Genomic DNA, 15,183 nt, shown 5'->3' with positions numbered 1-15,183 from the left:
TGGCTTCGCGGTACCGGGGTGAGCCCCGTACGAGTGACCCTAGAGATCGTTGAGGACAGGCTCGGTCCTCAAGTTGGCGGAGATTGGACGCGAATGCTCGAGACCTCGGCACGGTTGCTGCGGCTGCTGTCGCTGTTGCAGTCCCGCCGCGACTGGCCCGGCGCCGAGTTGGCCGAGCGCCTCGGCGTGACCACCCGGACCGTGCGCCGTGACGTCGACCGGCTCCGCGACCTCGGCTATCCCGTCGAGTCCGCCACCGGCACCACCGGCGGCTACCGGCTCGGCGTCGGCGCCGCGCTCCCACCCCTGCTACTCGACGACGACGAGGCCGTCGCCGTGGCCGTCGGTCTGCGCGCCGCCGCCACCGGCACAGTCACCGGGATCGAGGAGACCTCGCTGCGCGCCCTCACCAAGCTCGAACAGGTCCTGCCGTCCCGGCTACGCCACCGCGTCGGCGCGATGCAGTCGGCCATCCTGCCGCTGACCGGCCCCGGCCCCACCGTGAACCCCGAGCTCCTCACCACGTTGGCCGCCGCCTGCCGCGCCCACGAAGGCATCCGCTTCGGCTACCAGCAACACACCCGCCGCGCCGAGCCCTACCGCCTCGTCCACACCGGCCGGCGCTGGTACCTGCTCGCCTTCGACCTCGACCGCGACGACTGGCGCACCTTCCGCGTCGACCGCATCGACCGCGCCCCCCAGCCCGGCCCGCGCTTCACACCCCGGCCCGAACCCGCCGAGGGCGTGCACGCGTACGTCTCCAACGCGCTCACCGCCGCCCCATACCGGCACCGGGCGACCATCCTGTTCCACGCACCACTCGACGCCGTCGCCGAACACACCTCACCCACCGCCGGCCGGCTCGAACCCCGCGACGCCGACAGCTGCCTCTTCTACGCCGGCGGCGACTCGCTCGACAGCATCGCCGTCTTCGTGGCTCTTAAGGGCATCGACTTCCAAGTCCTCGACCCACCCGAACTCAAGGACCACATCCGCGCGCTCGCTCAACGGCTCACCCGCGCCAGCTCCGAGGACTAACCGGGTTGATCAACGATGCCGCACCAACCACGGACCACACGCCATGACCGAGGCAACCCCAGGGTCGGGCAAACGCCTATGGCGAGGTCTGGCGCGACAGCCCGGACTACCCGCGCACCATGGCGGCGGTACGGGTCATCGAGCGGGAGCACGGCCTAGTCGGGATGGACAGTCCGGGCCGCCGCTCGGCGAGGCGGGGCGGCCGGGCACAATCCCGCGGGTGACAGGACGGTCTCGCCGGTACGGGTCTCCCGGCCGGGACCACCGCACCGACGTGCGTTTCACCGACGAGTACACGGAGCTGGCCGACGCGGCCGCGCAGCCGGCGCCGACAACTGTCAACGCCGGGTACGTCGGCGAGTCGGCGCTGGCGGCCGCGCGGGGGCGTGACCACCGAGGGCGAGCCCGACACCGGCAGGTTCACCCGCGCCGAGCTGGCGGCGTTGCAGCGGGAACTGTTCGCCGCCCGGACCGCGCTGGCCCAGGCCGCGGCCGACCTGCGCGGCACGCCGGCTGTCGACCTCGGGTAAGGGCGCCCGGTGGACAGCCGGGTCGTGGGAGCAGGTCGGGAGCGCCACAGCCGAACTGCCGCTGGCCGGGACGGCAACGCCGTTGAGCCTGAGCGTAATCTCGGCGATACTCGGCTCCTGTACTAGGGAGAGGCGTTGTCGTGAGTCCGATCGCAAGCTTGCACAGCGCCGAGCGTGAAGCCTCAATCGATCTACCCGTTTCCGATCTCGTCACCCTGCTCCTTATCTTTTCGCAGGCTTGGGAGTCAGATAACCTCTGGCCAACCAGCCGCAGAAGGATCCCGCTCTCGCGGTCGACTCTTTTGAAACGAATGGACATGCTCGGGTTCACGGAGCAGTCGTTCATCAGCGACTTCCTTGCCTACGGGACGGAGTGGGTCCGTGACCTAAGCCGCGGTCTGACGGAATGGGATGATCCAGAGGAGAATTACACCGCCAAGGAGTCTGCGCGCTATCTCAAAAAGGTGCTGAAGACAGGCAAGGGGTTTCAGTGGCCGGCCTGGTCGAGTGAGTCGGCCCGATTGGCTCGCGATCTCGTCCTCTATTGGGTCGACGAGTACGAGGCTTATCCTCGTGAGTCCACTGTAATCAGGACCGCTCTGATGATGTTTGGACCGTCCGAACCGGTCTACGTCTCCGTCCTTCAACAGGCGCTATTTGACCTGACTCCGGGCGAGGTCGAGTGGCAAGAGGATCATTTTCCGCTCGCGCCCTCTCTCGACCGCTATCGCAGCGCGCTTGCATGGAAAAACACTAAGCCTATCGTGTTGGTTGAAGGTTCATTCGATTGCAAAGCAATCAGAGCGGCATTCGAAATCCAGCGTCCTGAGTACATGGATTGCCTGTCCATAGCTGACTTCTCGCAAGGGGCGGAAGGTGGCGCTGGGGGGTTGCGTCGCACACTGAGGACCCTTGCGCAGTTGGAGATCCCGAACACAGTTGTAGGATTGTTCGATAATGATGCAGCCGGGGTGGAGGCAGTAGATCTTCTCGGCAAGGACAAGTTGCCAAATAATATTGGGTATGCGGTCTATCCCGCGATGGAATTCGCGCGTGCCTACCCCACGGTCGGTCCGACCGGCCCGGCGCGAGTGGATATCAACGGACGGGCGCTGTCAATTGAGCATTTCCTTGGCATGGATTGTCTTATGCAGGATGACGGTGAATTGTTTCCAGTCGAGTGGACCGGGCACAATCGTCGACTGGGTGTCTATCAGGGATCCGTCGTTGAGAAGGCCGGAATTCAATCAAGATTTGAGAAGAAGCTTAAGCGTGCACGATCGGGCGCCTTGGAGCCGGCTGATGACTGGACGAGTCTGGCAGTCCTTGCGGATTTCGTCATACAGCAGCTTTGCGCAGTCGCCGGCAGAAGGTGATCTGCTAATTCGCAACCCCGGTTGATTGCCGCTAGCAAGAGGCAACGGCAAACGATCCGTACATGTGGAGTAAGTCGTGGGTGATCGCTGGCGCCTATACCTATCAGGCGACTTGATGATGCTAGGCAAGAACGAGCTCCCGATCAAGCTTCTGACGCTATTTCAGGAACCCGACAAGTACGTGCACTCAAGGTGGGCCGCGTGGCTTGAGGGTGATGACCGTGAATCAGAACGGGACCTGCTCGTAGAGCCGCCATCTGACACCTCGGGATTCTTCGGGTATAAAGCGCGGGTTGGTGTTGTCCGGAGAAGATTGGATTTGATGGGCTTCACCGTCGCGAAATGCGAGCGGCGACTTGTGGAGAGCTTGGAAGAGTTCCGCAGGGATGACGGCGTCGACAAACTCGTAAGCATCGGGAGAGGCGGGGCAGTCGAAAAGTTCGAGGCATCGTGTCAGGAGACGCTAAGGATTGGCCTGGGCGCGTGCGTTGAGGAGTTGAACGGCCGCGGAAATGGCCTATCGAGGTTACAGAAGGCAGCTCTCCAAGAAATCGACATCTTCTTCGATTTGTATGACGACCAGAGAATGCTGCTCTCGCTTCTGCTCGACGGGCAGAACGCAAACAAGGTCCTACGCCTGGACCTGCACGACCTGCTGGGAGCCGGCTACTTCACTCGGAATGAATCGATTACATCGACAGCATTGCAGGAGCTTGCAGAGGAAACTGCCAGCAGTGGTTCGATAATTGTAGTAACAGAAGGCCGATTCGATGCTCGGGTTCTCCTACGCGCGCTACAGCTCGTCCGCCCGGACGTCGCTGGCTACTTCCGGTTCTTAGATTTCGACTCGACCAATATGGCCGGCGGAACGGATCGTGTCGTTCACAATATGAAAAGCTTCGCTGCCGCTGGTGTTATGAATCGTGTCGTCGCTCTTCTCGATAACGACGCTGCGGGACGTATGGCGGAAACCGAGCTGATTAGGCTAGGCCTGCCCACACGGTTCCAAGTGTGCAGGTTGCCTGACCTCGAATATGTTCGCTCATACCCAACCCTTGGGCCGTCTGGCGGCCGGTTTGATGACTTGAACGGTCGAGCATGCTCGATTGAATTTTACTTCGGAAGGGACTGCTTGAAGGATCTCCACGGGGCCCCGATACCAGTGCGCTGGAGTTCATTCAATCCAAAGGTACAGGATTATCAGGGGGAGTTGACGAATAAGGCAATAGTTCAGAAGAACATCGAAGAAGCGCTAGCGAGGGCGCGGCCAAGCGACGTTGCGGGCTGGGAGGGGATTCGTCGGGTTGCCGATACCTTGGTCGCTGCTGCTCACAGCGCCTCCTAAACGCTTTCGTCAATCCACGAGGGGCCAGGCCCGGGATATGGTCAGGCTTGATGCTAAGGACGGGCCGGTTAGCCGTGCGAGTTTCCGAGGGCGCCGAATGTTCGGCATAAATCATGATCGACGCCAGCCTGTGCCATACGTTGGGACTGCACCATTGATACGATTAAGCGGTAAGTGGCGTCGGCTGACACGTCAACTGCCACCGCCAAGCCCGAGCCGGAGTTCCAGGTACTTCTGTAGGAGGCTCGTCCCGAGGTTCCCTGCTTGACCACCAACATAATACAGAAAATTCTTCAGCCGCTGTTTGGCGGTCAGCCTGTCCTCGGCTCTGGCGTCATCGTCTTCCAACTCATGCAGAGATGACACCAACTCCTCCGTGCGGGACCCCGCATGAGCCTCGATAAGCGCAAGAATTTCCTTGGCCTCGGTTCCAAACTTCGAGGTTCCCTGGAAGTGCTGCACGGCAAGGCCATTTACCGTGCCGATGACTTGCTGGCTGACATTTACATTTACGACTTCCGGTCTACCCATAGTGGACTCGCCGCCAAGAGCGGAATTGATGGCGGACGACAAACCGTCAAATCGAGGCACGACGGCGTTGGCGAGTCTACCTATATCCTCCTCGGACACCCCAGCATCCAATAGTTCCGACTCAAGCTGATGCCGTATCGACAACACCTTGGATTCCAAGTCGTGCTTAATGTCGACTCGGAGCCGTCTCGCCTCTTTGCTGTACCGCTCAACAATTTGCACGACAGATCGACTATCGATATGCCTCGCTTCGAGAGCCCTGGTCGCTGCTTCGGGTTCCTGAGCACAGAGGGACAAAAAACTTGAGAACTCAGAGAATTCCTGTCCCAGGGTCGACCAGACTCCCGGACTCTCTGCGTAGAACTCGTACACGCGACCATGGCCTGTGCTGTAACCGTCCTGTCGCACTCGTTGACGCTTCACGCGAGTTAACCAGTCCCGGAAAAGAGAAAAGAGCTTGTCGGATTCATTCGCCCAGAGCCTCCCCTCGGGAATGTAGACGCGAAAGAGGAGGTGCTTATCGGCCTGATCGATGAAGCTTCGCGCCATAACGGAGAGTTCAGCGTTCCTCTTGTAAGGAACAAGGTTCAGGGCGCACTTCCTGATGAGGTCACCTACGAATATCAGCGTCTCAGGCTGTGGAAGTTCGAACGTAAAGCGGCCCGGGTGGTACGCGAAAGACCCATTTTCTCCGTCCAGCGAGTCGTCAACCGAGCGCCATGGGTCATCTGGCTCCAAGGCATGCCAAGGTGGAGGCTCTGGGCTCTCTGCGGACTCCGGCTCCTGGTCATTTCCCTCGGGGTTACGAGATCGCATCTCCGCTTCGAGCGTCGACTCATGCACAAAAGTGATATGCCGGACGCGCGCCGTGGCCATTAGGACCTGTTCCGCCAGATCCCGTCGGTCCGGTCTTGCCAACAACCTATAAACTGGGTTCGTCAGCTTCATTACCACGCCGGCCAGATTAGGTAGCTCGAGAATCCTAATAATCTCTCGCCAGTTGTCTGGCCCAGACTCAAGCATCTTCTGTCGGTATGGAATACCGGCAGCCTTGAGTTGACTCGTGGACGATTCGGACAACGTCGTGCCGATGAACAAGAAAAACGGCTTCATGCCTGCACCGTCCACTACGATCCCCGATCTTTCTAGTAGAGACGCCAACGTGCCGGCTGTCCTAGGGGCGATGCCACATCGGCGCGGGCTAGTGCCGACCCAGCTTAGGCGCTGCTGTCTAGCCATCGCATCGGCTCGTGCCACTGGCGCGCCGCGATAGAGCACCAAAGCCGGACGTACCATCGGTGCCATCACCGCGACACGCAGCCTGCGTGAGTCGTGAGTCACCGGTCGCGGTTCCAGAGAGAGGCGTCGACGAGAGTTGCAAGCGCTCGGCGTTCGAGAGCGACGGCGGATTCTCTGTCAGCCGTCGTTGCCCAGCTGATGTGGAGGTCTGCGTGGTGGATAGCCTCTTGAGCCCACGACGCCGCCCGACGCGCCTGTCCCGCCTCTACCTCGGCCACCCGCTGCCGTAGCCACTGCAAGTCAGCAAGGGCGCGATCGAGGGCTGCCTCGCCGAGTCCACTGACGGCCGCCTTGCCCCGGTAGTAGACCGTGAGGCGGCCCTTAATACCTCGGCCCCGCCGCTCGCCTGCCATCCCGACATAGACCAGCGGTCCGTTTGCCGTCTGGCGCGCAAGGTACACGCCGGGCAAGCGTGGTGCTTGCTGGATCGGCTGTGCGAAGGGCATCCACGGGGACCAAGGTGCGAGGTCGGCGATGTAGCCGAAGGGGTCGGGCATGTCGGGATGCTGCACCGAAGTACGCATACGAGCAAGCCCCGGGTTGCGTCGGAGCTGTGTTGCCGTGTCCTCCGGCTAGGTCTCGGTGTGTGAATCTTGCCGGCGGCCGAGACTCGGCGCAAGCCCTCGAAGGTGTTGCGGTCCCGAGTCCCTGTGCATTGCGGCGCAGCCGACCTAGTAGCCATGCGAGTAGCCAAGAGGCTCTACCCGGCCGGACCGCCCCGTACATCAGCGGACCGGTCGGCCGGTGGTGATCTCGGCATGTGCCGGTTCCTGGCGGTGTGGGCTCGGCCCGTGCGTGACATCCGCAGGTGACATCAACCGAGCCGATCAGCGGCGAACATCAGCGGACGGATCGGAGGAAGCCCCCGGATGCCCCGAACGGTGGTGGACGCGGCGACCATCGCCGGACGCGCCTTACAAGCGGCGGGTCTGCTGGGTCGTCAACCGCCGACCAGGGATGACCGACGACGACCAGCAGCACCCACGGAAATAGTCCGCGCTTACACTAAACGCCAGCGGGAGGCGCGACGACGGTCTTTGGGGGCGCTGCAGGATGACAGTAGGTCGAAGTTGCAGCATCGACGGTTGCTCCAAGCCCTCACGGAAACGCGGATGGTGCGAGATGCACTATTCGCGATACAAGGTACATGGCGATCCGTTGGTGCCGGGCAAGCGGGAGCAGTCCATCGTGTGTCGCGTTGCCGACTGTGGCGACAAGAGCCTCGCGAAGGACCTATGCCGTCGCCACTATTACGCGGAGCGGCGCGGTGCCCCTCTACTTCCTCGCAAGCCCAGCGAATGTACGGCAGAAGGTTGCGCGAGTCCTGTACATGGTCGCGGTTTGTGTGCCAAGCACTATGCCCGCAGTCGGGCTCATCTGCCTCCTCGCGCGACATGCTCGGTCGACGGCTGCGTGGAGGGAGCCCACTCGCGAGGCCTGTGCGGAGCCCATTACCAGCGCTGGAGACGTTTCGGCGACGCCGAGTTCGAGCCGCCTCAGTCGGTGCGAAAGTGCACGATCGAGGGGTGCGACGAGGTCACCAACGGCCGCGGGCTTTGCTCCCGGCACTACTACCGCTGGTGGCGGTACGGGGATCCGCTGATCTCGAAAAACCGGCCGCGAGTGCGGCAGCCGCAATACCAGTTCGGCATGCGGTCGTGCGTTACGTGTGGCAAGGAGTTTGACCCCGGAGGCAGCGCCGTTCGCAAGTACTGCGGCAAGCGTTGCAAACCCAGTGGTCGCATCGCGGGCAGCGTCAATAAGCGGAGTTGGGTTGAGAAGCTCGGGGGTCAGGATGGCTGGAAGTGTTGGTTGTGTGAGCTGCCAGTAGATCCTTCGCTGTACTGGCCGCATCGGTGGGCGGGCTCGGTCGATCACGTGGTCCATGTGTCGAATGGCGGGACGGATGAGCGGTCGAATCTCCGTCTGGCGCATCTCACCTGCAACGTCTCACGCAAGAACGCAAACGACGCGCATCAGCCCTGACTCCTGTCCTCGGAAGTTCAGGGTGTGGTCGGCTTGGACCTACGAGACACTCAGGAGGCGCAACGTGCCAGATCCGTGCCAGGTCGATGAGTCGCAGAGAGAAATCTACAGGGACTGGCGGGGAGGTGCCCTCCTGGCCGCGGGTCACGACGAGCGCACGCCAGGGCGATCCGGGAGACCCCTGGCAGTGTGGGAGTCAGGCAACGGCTGTCGACAGCTACGGTGACAGCAACGATCCCGGACGAGGGCAGCCGCCGGCGGTCGGGCGCGGACAGTCTCCCGAGGTCGCAGACGCGGATGGACCCCGTCGGACGACGCGCCCGGAACTTACAAGCGAGGGGTCGAGGCGGCCGGAGCCATCGGGGTCAACAAGGGCCAGGCCCAAGCCCTCGCAGGCCTGAAGGGCCGCCGGTCGTACGCGGGCGAGCTGGCGCTGTGTCGTAGTGTCGCCGCTCCGGCTATTCGGGTTTCCCGATGCGACTCCGTCGCCCTACCGTCGTGCTTTGTGACGACAGAGGAAGCGGAGCGGCTGCTGTTCGAGGAGATGTTTCGTCACCTCGATCGGATCGAGCCTTGGCTCAAGCGCATGGATCCCAGCGGACCATACGATCGCCCACAGGAGCGCAGCGCGCTGAGTCGCGACGACAAGGAGACGCATCCACACCGGATAAGCCATGCCGCCTGGCACGCCCTGTCACACGCCGTTGATCACCTGAACTGCTTGCGCGCGCTGCTGAGGGACGCGCACACGATGCACATGTATGCCCCTTACTCCCTCGCTCGTGCGGCCCTGGAGAACGCCTGCGCGGCAGTGTGGCTACTTGCTCCCGAAGACCGGACTGAACGGATCCTTCGGCGTCTGCGACTTGCGGCACTCGACATCCGGGGCGGCGAGGCAGCCCGTAGGCTGCTCAGCGATGCGCCGGGCCCGAGGTCCGAAGAGGAGCGGGTGGAAGAACTCCGCGAGATCGCGCGGCAGCGAAGCGTCAACCCGAAGGCCGCCGTTCAACGACTGAGCTATGCGGAGATCGTCAAGGTTGCTGGCGACACCAGCCCGGCCGGTAGTGTGCCGGTGCAGTTCACGTGGCGCATGTGCAGCGCGATCGCCCACGGAGATCTCTGGGCGACACTCAATGTCGTCAGCCGGGAGGAGGTTCCGGGTGCTCCAGCCGGTCTGGTGGGTATGCGCATAACAGCAAACGTGGAGACCCTGTCATTTGCCGTGCGACTCGCCCTTGACATGACCAACGCCGGCCGGCGTTTGTACGACGAGCGCTCGCGCCGAAGTGGGACGTAGTGTGCCTCGACGGAGGCCTCGGGGCACAGAGGGGGCACAAGACGCCGTGAAACGTCGTCAACCAGTGGCGAGCTGTGGCAGGCTGGGACCGCCCATGAGCAGGTGTCGAGCCCTCTGCCCGCTGCTGAAGACGTTCTGGCTCTGAGTTCCGCTTCAACGTCTGACGCTGGATGCGGGCGCCGAGGGTGTCGTGGATCCAGTCGCGGTTGTTGCGGCTGTAGCGGTAGGGCATCCACATGCGCAGTCGGGCTTCGAACGGGTTGAGGACGTCCCGGCGAGCGCCGCTCTGGTGGCTGTGGCCGGTGTGACTCGCCCAGCCCTCGTGCTTGCATCCTCAAGATTGCCGGTGCAGGGTGAACTGTTCGATCTTGTTGGTTGGGGTTGGGCTTTCCTACTTGCTCGTGCGGCGGTCGCGTTGGTGATGGGTGGCGCGGAGCCTGGCCTCGTACATCTGCCGGGGTGCGGGCGGGTCGGGTAGCGGCTGGGCGGCGGGGGCGGCGCAGGCTTGGATGAGGGAGCCGACGTGGCGGCGCCAGCCTCGACGCCCCCTACCAGGCTTACCCGAACACCCAGCGCCTGGTCGTCGAACTAGCTGACGACACCTGCGTCGGAGGCTCGGCAGAATAGCCGTTGTTCCCAACTTCTCTCCACGGCAGGAGCTCGCATGGCTGCCTTTCAATCTCGCCGCCTGGACGCCCTCTTCGGGACCACCCTCGACACCCTCGCTGCGCGCCACATCCACGGTCTGGTCACCGCAGGCGCGCAGGAGGCCTTCGACCTAGACTTCAAGCAGGCGCTGTACGGCGGAAAGGACGAGGACAAGCGGGCCCTCGCCGGCGACGTCGCTGCCCTGGCCAACACGGGGGGAGGGGTGATCGTCCTCGGGGTCGAGGAGGACGACCAGGCGTGCGCGACGAAGGCACCGGGCGTCGAGATCTCCGACGCAGAGGTGACCAGGATGCGCCAGATCGTCGCGCAGCGCGTCGCGCCGATGCCGGCGATCGACATCATCACCGTGCCCGATCCTGGGGCCACCACTGGCCAGGGCGGCGCCCAGCTCGGCTTCATCGTCGTGGTGGTGCCCCGTAGCCCCAGTGCCCCGCACGCGGTGCTGATCAACGAGGGCAAGGGCATGCGCTTCCCCGTGCGCAACGGCGCCTCGACTCGGTACCTTTCCGAGCCGGAGGTGGCCACCGCCTACCGCAACCGGTTCGCCAGCGCGCAGCGCCAGGGCGAGCGGATCGAGCAGATCGAGCGCGAGGCGATCGACCGGCTGTCCACGGACGACGAGTACCCCTGGGTCGTCGTGTCACTGGTGCCGGACCTGCCCGGCGAGATGGCTCTCACACAGGACGCCTTCAGGGCCTGGGAGGTGGAGGTCAGGACGGGGTGGCCGACGGTGACCAACGAGGGCGTGGGGATCAACCGCACTCGTGTCGGGCGCCGGCGGCTGCTTGCCGACGGTACGAGCAACTACGAGGCGCACTCCCGGTTCATCTCGATGGAGCTGCACACGGACGGCTCCGGAGTCTTCTCGATCGCGGTCCCGAACCTGAACCGCAGGCGTGACGAAGAAAGGCCTGCGCCGGGGGACCTCTTGACGAGGTACCAGGTCCTCCCCGACGAGGCGATCAGCTCGGCGATCGTCTCCGGACTCCGGCAGCTCGGACGTCACGCACGTGATCGCGCGGCGGCCGGCGGAACCGCTCTGATCCGGGCCCAGGTGTTCCCGGTCGGGAAGCACTGGCCGACCACCATCGGGCACACCAAATTCTACGGGATGGGGGAGTCCCGCACCGGCGAGCAGTACCAGGTCACGGCCGCTCCAGCGGAAGCCGCGGCCTCCGTTGACGACCTCGCGCAGCCGGGCCCGGCCCTCATCGAAGCCGCGGCGCTGCTGCTCGACGAGCTGGGCCAGGCCTTCGGCGTACCCGAGATGGGTCAGCTGTCGCGCGACGGCCGGATTCGCCGGCAGTACTGGTCCAGCAGCAGGAATTCCGAGATCGTGGCCTGGGCCGAGGCGTACGGCATTGAGGTGACCGACGAGAAGATCTAGTCGGCCCAGGCCTCACGGGAACCACGACGCTGGCTACTTGGCCTGCTTGAACAGGTCGGCCACGCCGGTCAGCGTGAACGGCTCGCGGATCCCGTCGGCCGAGGGGACCTCGACCACCACGGTCAGCTCGTCAAGCTCGTCGCAACTAGCGGGGGCGGGTAGTGTCGCAGGCCGCCGTTAGCGTGGAACCCATGACGGATGAACTGGACGAGTGCGGGCAGTGTGGTGCCGCAGTGCTCAGCATAGCCAAGCACAGGCGCTGGCACGAGGCCCTGAACCAGGTGGCACCGGGCATTGATGCGATTATGGAGCGGATCTTGCAGGAGCAGCAGGCCAAGTCGGGGCCCGCAAGGCGGCTACGCTAACCGCACGACGCTCACAGCGGCCCACCGAGAAGTTGCCCGGCGGGCCGCTTCTTACTTCTCGGTGGCAACCGCAATGACAGTGTTGGCCGAACCCGGCACCGAAAGCAGCGTCGAGGCATCGAACGTGCCACGTGCGGACGACAACTGACGGCAGCAGGTGGTGCGGCGGCCGAGCTGGTCGGCATGGAATGACGGCCGACGGCAACAGACGATGCACCGCGACGGCGTTCACACCGAAGCAGTCAGCCCTGCTGCTGTCGACAGCAACGGTGACAGCAACGGGGCCGAACAGCGCGAGCCGAAGCCAGCCCGCGGCGGATCAACGCCCGACGTCAGAGACGTGCGCGGACCGGGCCGGACAGAGCGCCCAGAACTTGTAAGCGAGTCGTCGGTACCGGGCGTGGTGCGATGCGTGGCGCTGGCCTCGTACCCTGTCGGCGTGTCATGGCGCCCCTCGTGGACGACCTTGCTGGCCGGGACGGGCGCTGCGGCGGCCCTCGCCATGGGGTGTCTGCTCGACTGGATCAAGCCCACCTTCGCCGAGCAGATGCCGGTGACTGCCAACATCGTGGCCGGGGCCGCTCTCGTACCAGCGGAGATCTTCGTCGTGTACGGCGTCGTCGACCGGCTGTTGTCCCGGCGACGCCAGCAACGGTGGACCAGTGTCGCGGCCGAACTCGCGCAAGCCATCGGCCAGAAGTGGTCCGATCTCCGTGAACTACTTCTGTGCATGCGTCGATTCGACGATCACCCCAATGGCGTCCTAGATCCAGAAGCTGTGATCACAAGGGCCGAGAGTGTCTGGGAAGCTCTGCACCTCCAGGACGAGGCGCAGCCGGGTGAGGTACGCGGCACCGCGGACGCTCGATGGGAGTTGCCGGACGGCTGCGACGAAGCCTTGGGTGATGTCCTCGGGGTCTGGTTGCAGCTGTGGCCGGCAGGACTAGACACGGAGCGGAGGGCCTTGCAGCGTCGGATAGCAAATGTCCTGCTCCCGCGTCTGGCGGTCGATGATCCGGAGTTGACTTCGGCCGCCCGGTTGCTGGTTGACGCGATGAACGATCTCGACGATCTGTTGCAGGGCCTGGACGAGGTCGAGGAGCCGTTTCCAACGTCGCCGTACTGGACCTCAGACGTATCGGAGCCAGGTGACGCGGATATGGACACCCGGCCGGTGATCGCGCATGGCGCACCCGAATGTGCGCTGGGCAATCTGCGTGAACTCCGACGCACGCTGCATGCGGTGGATCAACTTATCGAACGGGGCGATCGACTGATCAAGCTTCTGACCGACCGGAGGCAGTGATCAGGTGAAGACAGGGAGGTCGATTGGTTGATGGGGCCGAGCAGCCAAACCAGCGATCGTCGGCGGACGATGACGGACCGGGACACCCGGTTGGGCAGGAGGACCAGGCGGTGGACCAGCGCCGAGCGGCTGACTCGTAATGCGTAGATCAGCGGCCGACGCGGATGCGGTCGGCGGGATACACCTCGCGGGAGCCGTCGGCGCGGAAGACCACCAGGACGGGGATCCCTTCGCCGATGTCCAGCTCCTTGCGCTCGGCAGGTGTGGGCATCCGGGCTGAGGCGGTGTCGCCCTTGTGTAAGGTCACCGTCTCGGTCGGTTCGATGCTACGGACGAAGGTGCCGCGCGGGGGTTGGACGATCACGAGCCCTTCCGACCGGAGGAGGGAGATGGCCTGCCGGACGCTTGTCCGGCTCAGCCCATACTCCTGAGCCAGTCGCAGCTCGCTGGGCAGCGACGCGCCGGGCGCGAGGTCGCCGGACGTGATCCGGTCACGCAGTAGGTCGGCGAGCTGCCGAAACACTGCACGATCCGCGCTGGGGTCGATCACGAATGTGACGCTACGTGTCCAACAGTTCTACAGGTTATTGTATCTACAGTCCTACGTATGTACGGTGGCTGGGCAGGTGCGGCGGTCGGATGACCAGCGAAGGCCCGGCCGCCGTGCCGTCGACGAGGCCCGATTGGAGGTCCGGTGCGGCGTGTCTCGTACGAGGAATACCTGCTCGCCGCAGCGATGACTCTCGCGAGGCGGCATCGGCCGGTGTGGTGCTGGCGGCGGTGGCGGCGGGTCTGCCGCTGCGGTGCCGAGCTGCCGTGTCGCACCCGGCACCGGATTCCGATCAATCGTGGCCACTGGCCGCAGGAGGGTGAGCAGTGAGTAGCGGGCAGGACCAGGCGATCCTCGCGGTGCACGTCCGAGGGATCGACGGCATGTGCGTCGGCTGCCGGGTGTGGTGGTCGCGGCTGGCGCCGTACCCGTGCTGGCAGGTGGATTGGGCGACCAGCCGGCAGGCTCGGACGATCACTACTCGGTTCCTGGAGGGTGTGCGGTGACCACCCATGGCCCGGTCATGCCGATCTGGAGCTGCGGAGGCTGCGACCTACCCTGGCCCTGCCCGACGCGGAAGCGGGAGCTGCGGGCCGAGTATGCCGACGCCCCGGTGTCGCCGGCCCTCTACCTCGGCTCCTACCTCGTCCAAGCCACCGAGGACATGCCCTGGACACCGGCCGGCGTGCTGCACCGCCGCTTCCTCGGCTGGACCAGGGCGGCCGACCAGCCCATGCCAGCAGTACAGCAGCGAAGTACAGCAACCATGCCAGCCGAACCGAGCCGAGAAGCGCGTCAGCAGGCCGTTTGACCTCGCATCAAGCCCGATCCGACCGGCTCGCCGAGAGTTCACACCGAAGAGGTCACTGGTTCGATCCCAGTATCGCCCACAACCTATATATGCAGGTCGAAAGCCCGTTGCCGAGAATGTCGGTAATGGGCTTTCCTATTGGTGCCCGTTACCTCGGGAGCAGTCTGGGAGCAGATAGACCCCGCGTCGGACCCCGACCGTGTGGGGTTCAGGGCCGCCTGGGCCACCCGCTGCGGCTGAAGGCTCCGCCGCGACCCGTTGCTGTTCACCGACCGCGGGCGAAGCAGACTAGATGGCTACTTTGGACGCTGTGAAGTCGACGCCTGCGTGAATTGGCGGCGGAATCGTTGGGTTGATCGCAACCGGACGACTCGGCCGGGTGTTGCAGAATCCGGACCCTCGCCGCACCTGCCTAAGTCCGCCGAAGCCGTCTTCGGCGATTCGATCACTTTCTTTCGAACATGCGTACGATGCCGTGGTGGCCGAAATGAGAGGGCGCTGGTGGAACGGGGTGTGGGGGCGGCTTACCCGCCGGGACGTATGGCTGACGCATGAAAGCCGTTGGCGGGTCGTCGCGCGGGCCGGTGACTCCGAGACGGGTCAGGTGCTGCGGTGGGAGTTCGAGACCGAGGCGGAGGCGCGGGCGATGATTCAGCGGCTGCTAGCGAGTGGGGGCGGCCGTTGGCGGGAGCT

Annotated in this window: 14 protein-coding genes; 11 read left to right on the top strand and 3 right to left on the bottom strand. The window is 64.3% G+C overall.

The window, feature by feature from the left end:
- Positions 1–93: 93 nt before the first annotated feature.
- From D7193_RS11550 to D7193_RS33215, 4 genes are all read left to right on the top strand, one after another.
- Positions 94–1,038: a helix-turn-helix transcriptional regulator gene (locus D7193_RS11550; RefSeq protein WP_120779509.1), complete on the top strand. Its 945-nt coding sequence runs from the start codon at positions 94–96 to the stop codon at positions 1,036–1,038.
- Positions 1,039–1,424: 386 nt separating this feature from the next.
- Positions 1,425–1,568, top strand: a complete 144-nt coding sequence (locus D7193_RS33420; protein WP_158674798.1) for a hypothetical protein — start codon at positions 1,425–1,427, stop codon at positions 1,566–1,568.
- A 140-nt stretch (positions 1,569–1,708) separates the two neighbouring features.
- Positions 1,709–2,944 carry a toprim domain-containing protein gene (locus tag D7193_RS11545; RefSeq protein WP_147434370.1) on the top strand — a complete coding sequence of 412 codons (1,236 nt, stop codon included), beginning with the start codon at positions 1,709–1,711 and terminating at the stop codon, positions 2,942–2,944.
- A 76-nt stretch (positions 2,945–3,020) separates the two neighbouring features.
- Positions 3,021–4,289: a HEPN/Toprim-associated domain-containing protein gene (locus D7193_RS33215; protein ID WP_147434369.1), complete on the top strand. Its 1,269-nt coding sequence runs from the start codon at positions 3,021–3,023 to the stop codon at positions 4,287–4,289.
- Between the two features lie 192 nt (positions 4,290–4,481).
- Here D7193_RS33215 and D7193_RS33210 read toward each other — a convergent pair whose 3' ends face one another.
- Both D7193_RS33210 and D7193_RS11535 read right to left on the bottom strand, forming a co-directional pair.
- Positions 4,482–5,933: a hypothetical protein gene (locus D7193_RS33210; protein ID WP_147434368.1), complete on the bottom strand. Its 1,452-nt coding sequence runs from the start codon at positions 5,931–5,933 to the stop codon at positions 4,482–4,484.
- 224 nt (positions 5,934–6,157) lie between these two features.
- Complete coding sequence (locus tag D7193_RS11535; RefSeq protein WP_206611886.1) at positions 6,158–6,616, bottom strand: hypothetical protein; 459 nt, start codon at positions 6,614–6,616, stop codon at positions 6,158–6,160.
- A 556-nt stretch (positions 6,617–7,172) separates the two neighbouring features.
- Between D7193_RS11535 and D7193_RS34830 the strand changes: the two genes are divergently transcribed.
- The 5 genes from D7193_RS34830 to D7193_RS11510 all read left to right on the top strand — a co-directional run bounded on the left by D7193_RS34830 (position 7,173) and on the right by D7193_RS11510 (position 13,129).
- Positions 7,173–8,105, top strand: coding sequence for an HNH endonuclease (locus D7193_RS34830; RefSeq protein ID WP_120779506.1), 933 nt, complete (start codon positions 7,173–7,175; stop codon positions 8,103–8,105).
- Positions 8,106–8,610: 505 nt separating this feature from the next.
- Positions 8,611–9,402 carry a hypothetical protein gene (locus tag D7193_RS11525; RefSeq protein WP_120779505.1) on the top strand — a complete coding sequence of 264 codons (792 nt, stop codon included), beginning with the start codon at positions 8,611–8,613 and terminating at the stop codon, positions 9,400–9,402.
- 664 nt (positions 9,403–10,066) lie between these two features.
- The gene (locus tag D7193_RS11515; protein ID WP_120779504.1) at positions 10,067–11,458 is read left to right on the top strand and encodes an AlbA family DNA-binding domain-containing protein; all 1,392 of its coding nucleotides are present in this window, start codon (positions 10,067–10,069) and stop codon (positions 11,456–11,458) included.
- A 191-nt stretch (positions 11,459–11,649) separates the two neighbouring features.
- A complete protein-coding gene (locus D7193_RS33410; RefSeq protein ID WP_158674796.1) occupies positions 11,650–11,823 on the top strand; it encodes a hypothetical protein in 174 nt (57 codons plus the stop codon).
- Positions 11,824–12,262: 439 nt separating this feature from the next.
- Complete coding sequence (locus D7193_RS11510; protein WP_147434367.1) at positions 12,263–13,129, top strand: hypothetical protein; 867 nt, start codon at positions 12,263–12,265, stop codon at positions 13,127–13,129.
- Positions 13,130–13,277: 148 nt separating this feature from the next.
- On the opposite strand, the gene D7193_RS11505 is transcribed toward D7193_RS11510, so the two are convergent.
- Positions 13,278–13,679, bottom strand: a complete 402-nt coding sequence (locus D7193_RS11505; RefSeq protein WP_120779502.1) for a GntR family transcriptional regulator — start codon at positions 13,677–13,679, stop codon at positions 13,278–13,280.
- A gap of 326 nt (positions 13,680–14,005) precedes the next feature.
- Here D7193_RS11505 and D7193_RS11495 point away from each other — a divergent pair, with 326 nt between their 5' ends.
- Both D7193_RS11495 and D7193_RS34710 read left to right on the top strand, forming a co-directional pair.
- Positions 14,006–14,185 carry a hypothetical protein gene (locus tag D7193_RS11495; protein ID WP_120779500.1) on the top strand — a complete coding sequence of 60 codons (180 nt, stop codon included), beginning with the start codon at positions 14,006–14,008 and terminating at the stop codon, positions 14,183–14,185.
- Positions 14,182–14,490 carry a hypothetical protein gene (locus tag D7193_RS34710; RefSeq protein WP_120779499.1) on the top strand — a complete coding sequence of 103 codons (309 nt, stop codon included), beginning with the start codon at positions 14,182–14,184 and terminating at the stop codon, positions 14,488–14,490. The genes D7193_RS11495 and D7193_RS34710 overlap by 4 nt, the downstream gene beginning before the upstream one ends.
- The last annotated feature ends 693 nt before the right edge of the window (positions 14,491–15,183 follow it).

Origin of the sequence: Micromonospora costi (genome assembly GCF_003626655.1) — a bacterium.
Lineage (GTDB): Bacteria > Actinomycetota > Actinomycetes > Mycobacteriales > Micromonosporaceae > Micromonospora > Micromonospora costi.
Note: the sequence above shows the minus strand (reverse complement) of the source record. Positions and strands in the feature narration are given on the sequence as shown.

What these genes read in the sequence shown, in the direction of transcription:
- D7193_RS11550 (WP_120779509.1), top strand. Translation starts at nt 94, where the DNA reads ATGCTCGAGACCTCGGCACGGTTGCTGCGGCTGCTGTCGCTGTTGCAG.
- D7193_RS33210 (WP_147434368.1), bottom strand. Translation starts at nt 5,933, where the DNA reads ATGAAGCCGTTTTTCTTGTTCATCGGCACGACGTTGTCCGAATCGTCC.
- D7193_RS11535 (WP_206611886.1), bottom strand. Translation starts at nt 6,616, where the DNA reads ATGCCCGACCCCTTCGGCTACATCGCCGACCTCGCACCTTGGTCCCCG.
- D7193_RS34830 (WP_120779506.1), top strand. Translation starts at nt 7,173, where the DNA reads ATGACAGTAGGTCGAAGTTGCAGCATCGACGGTTGCTCCAAGCCCTCA.
- D7193_RS11515 (WP_120779504.1), top strand. Translation starts at nt 10,067, where the DNA reads ATGGCTGCCTTTCAATCTCGCCGCCTGGACGCCCTCTTCGGGACCACC.
- D7193_RS33410 (WP_158674796.1), top strand. Translation starts at nt 11,650, where the DNA reads ATGACGGATGAACTGGACGAGTGCGGGCAGTGTGGTGCCGCAGTGCTC.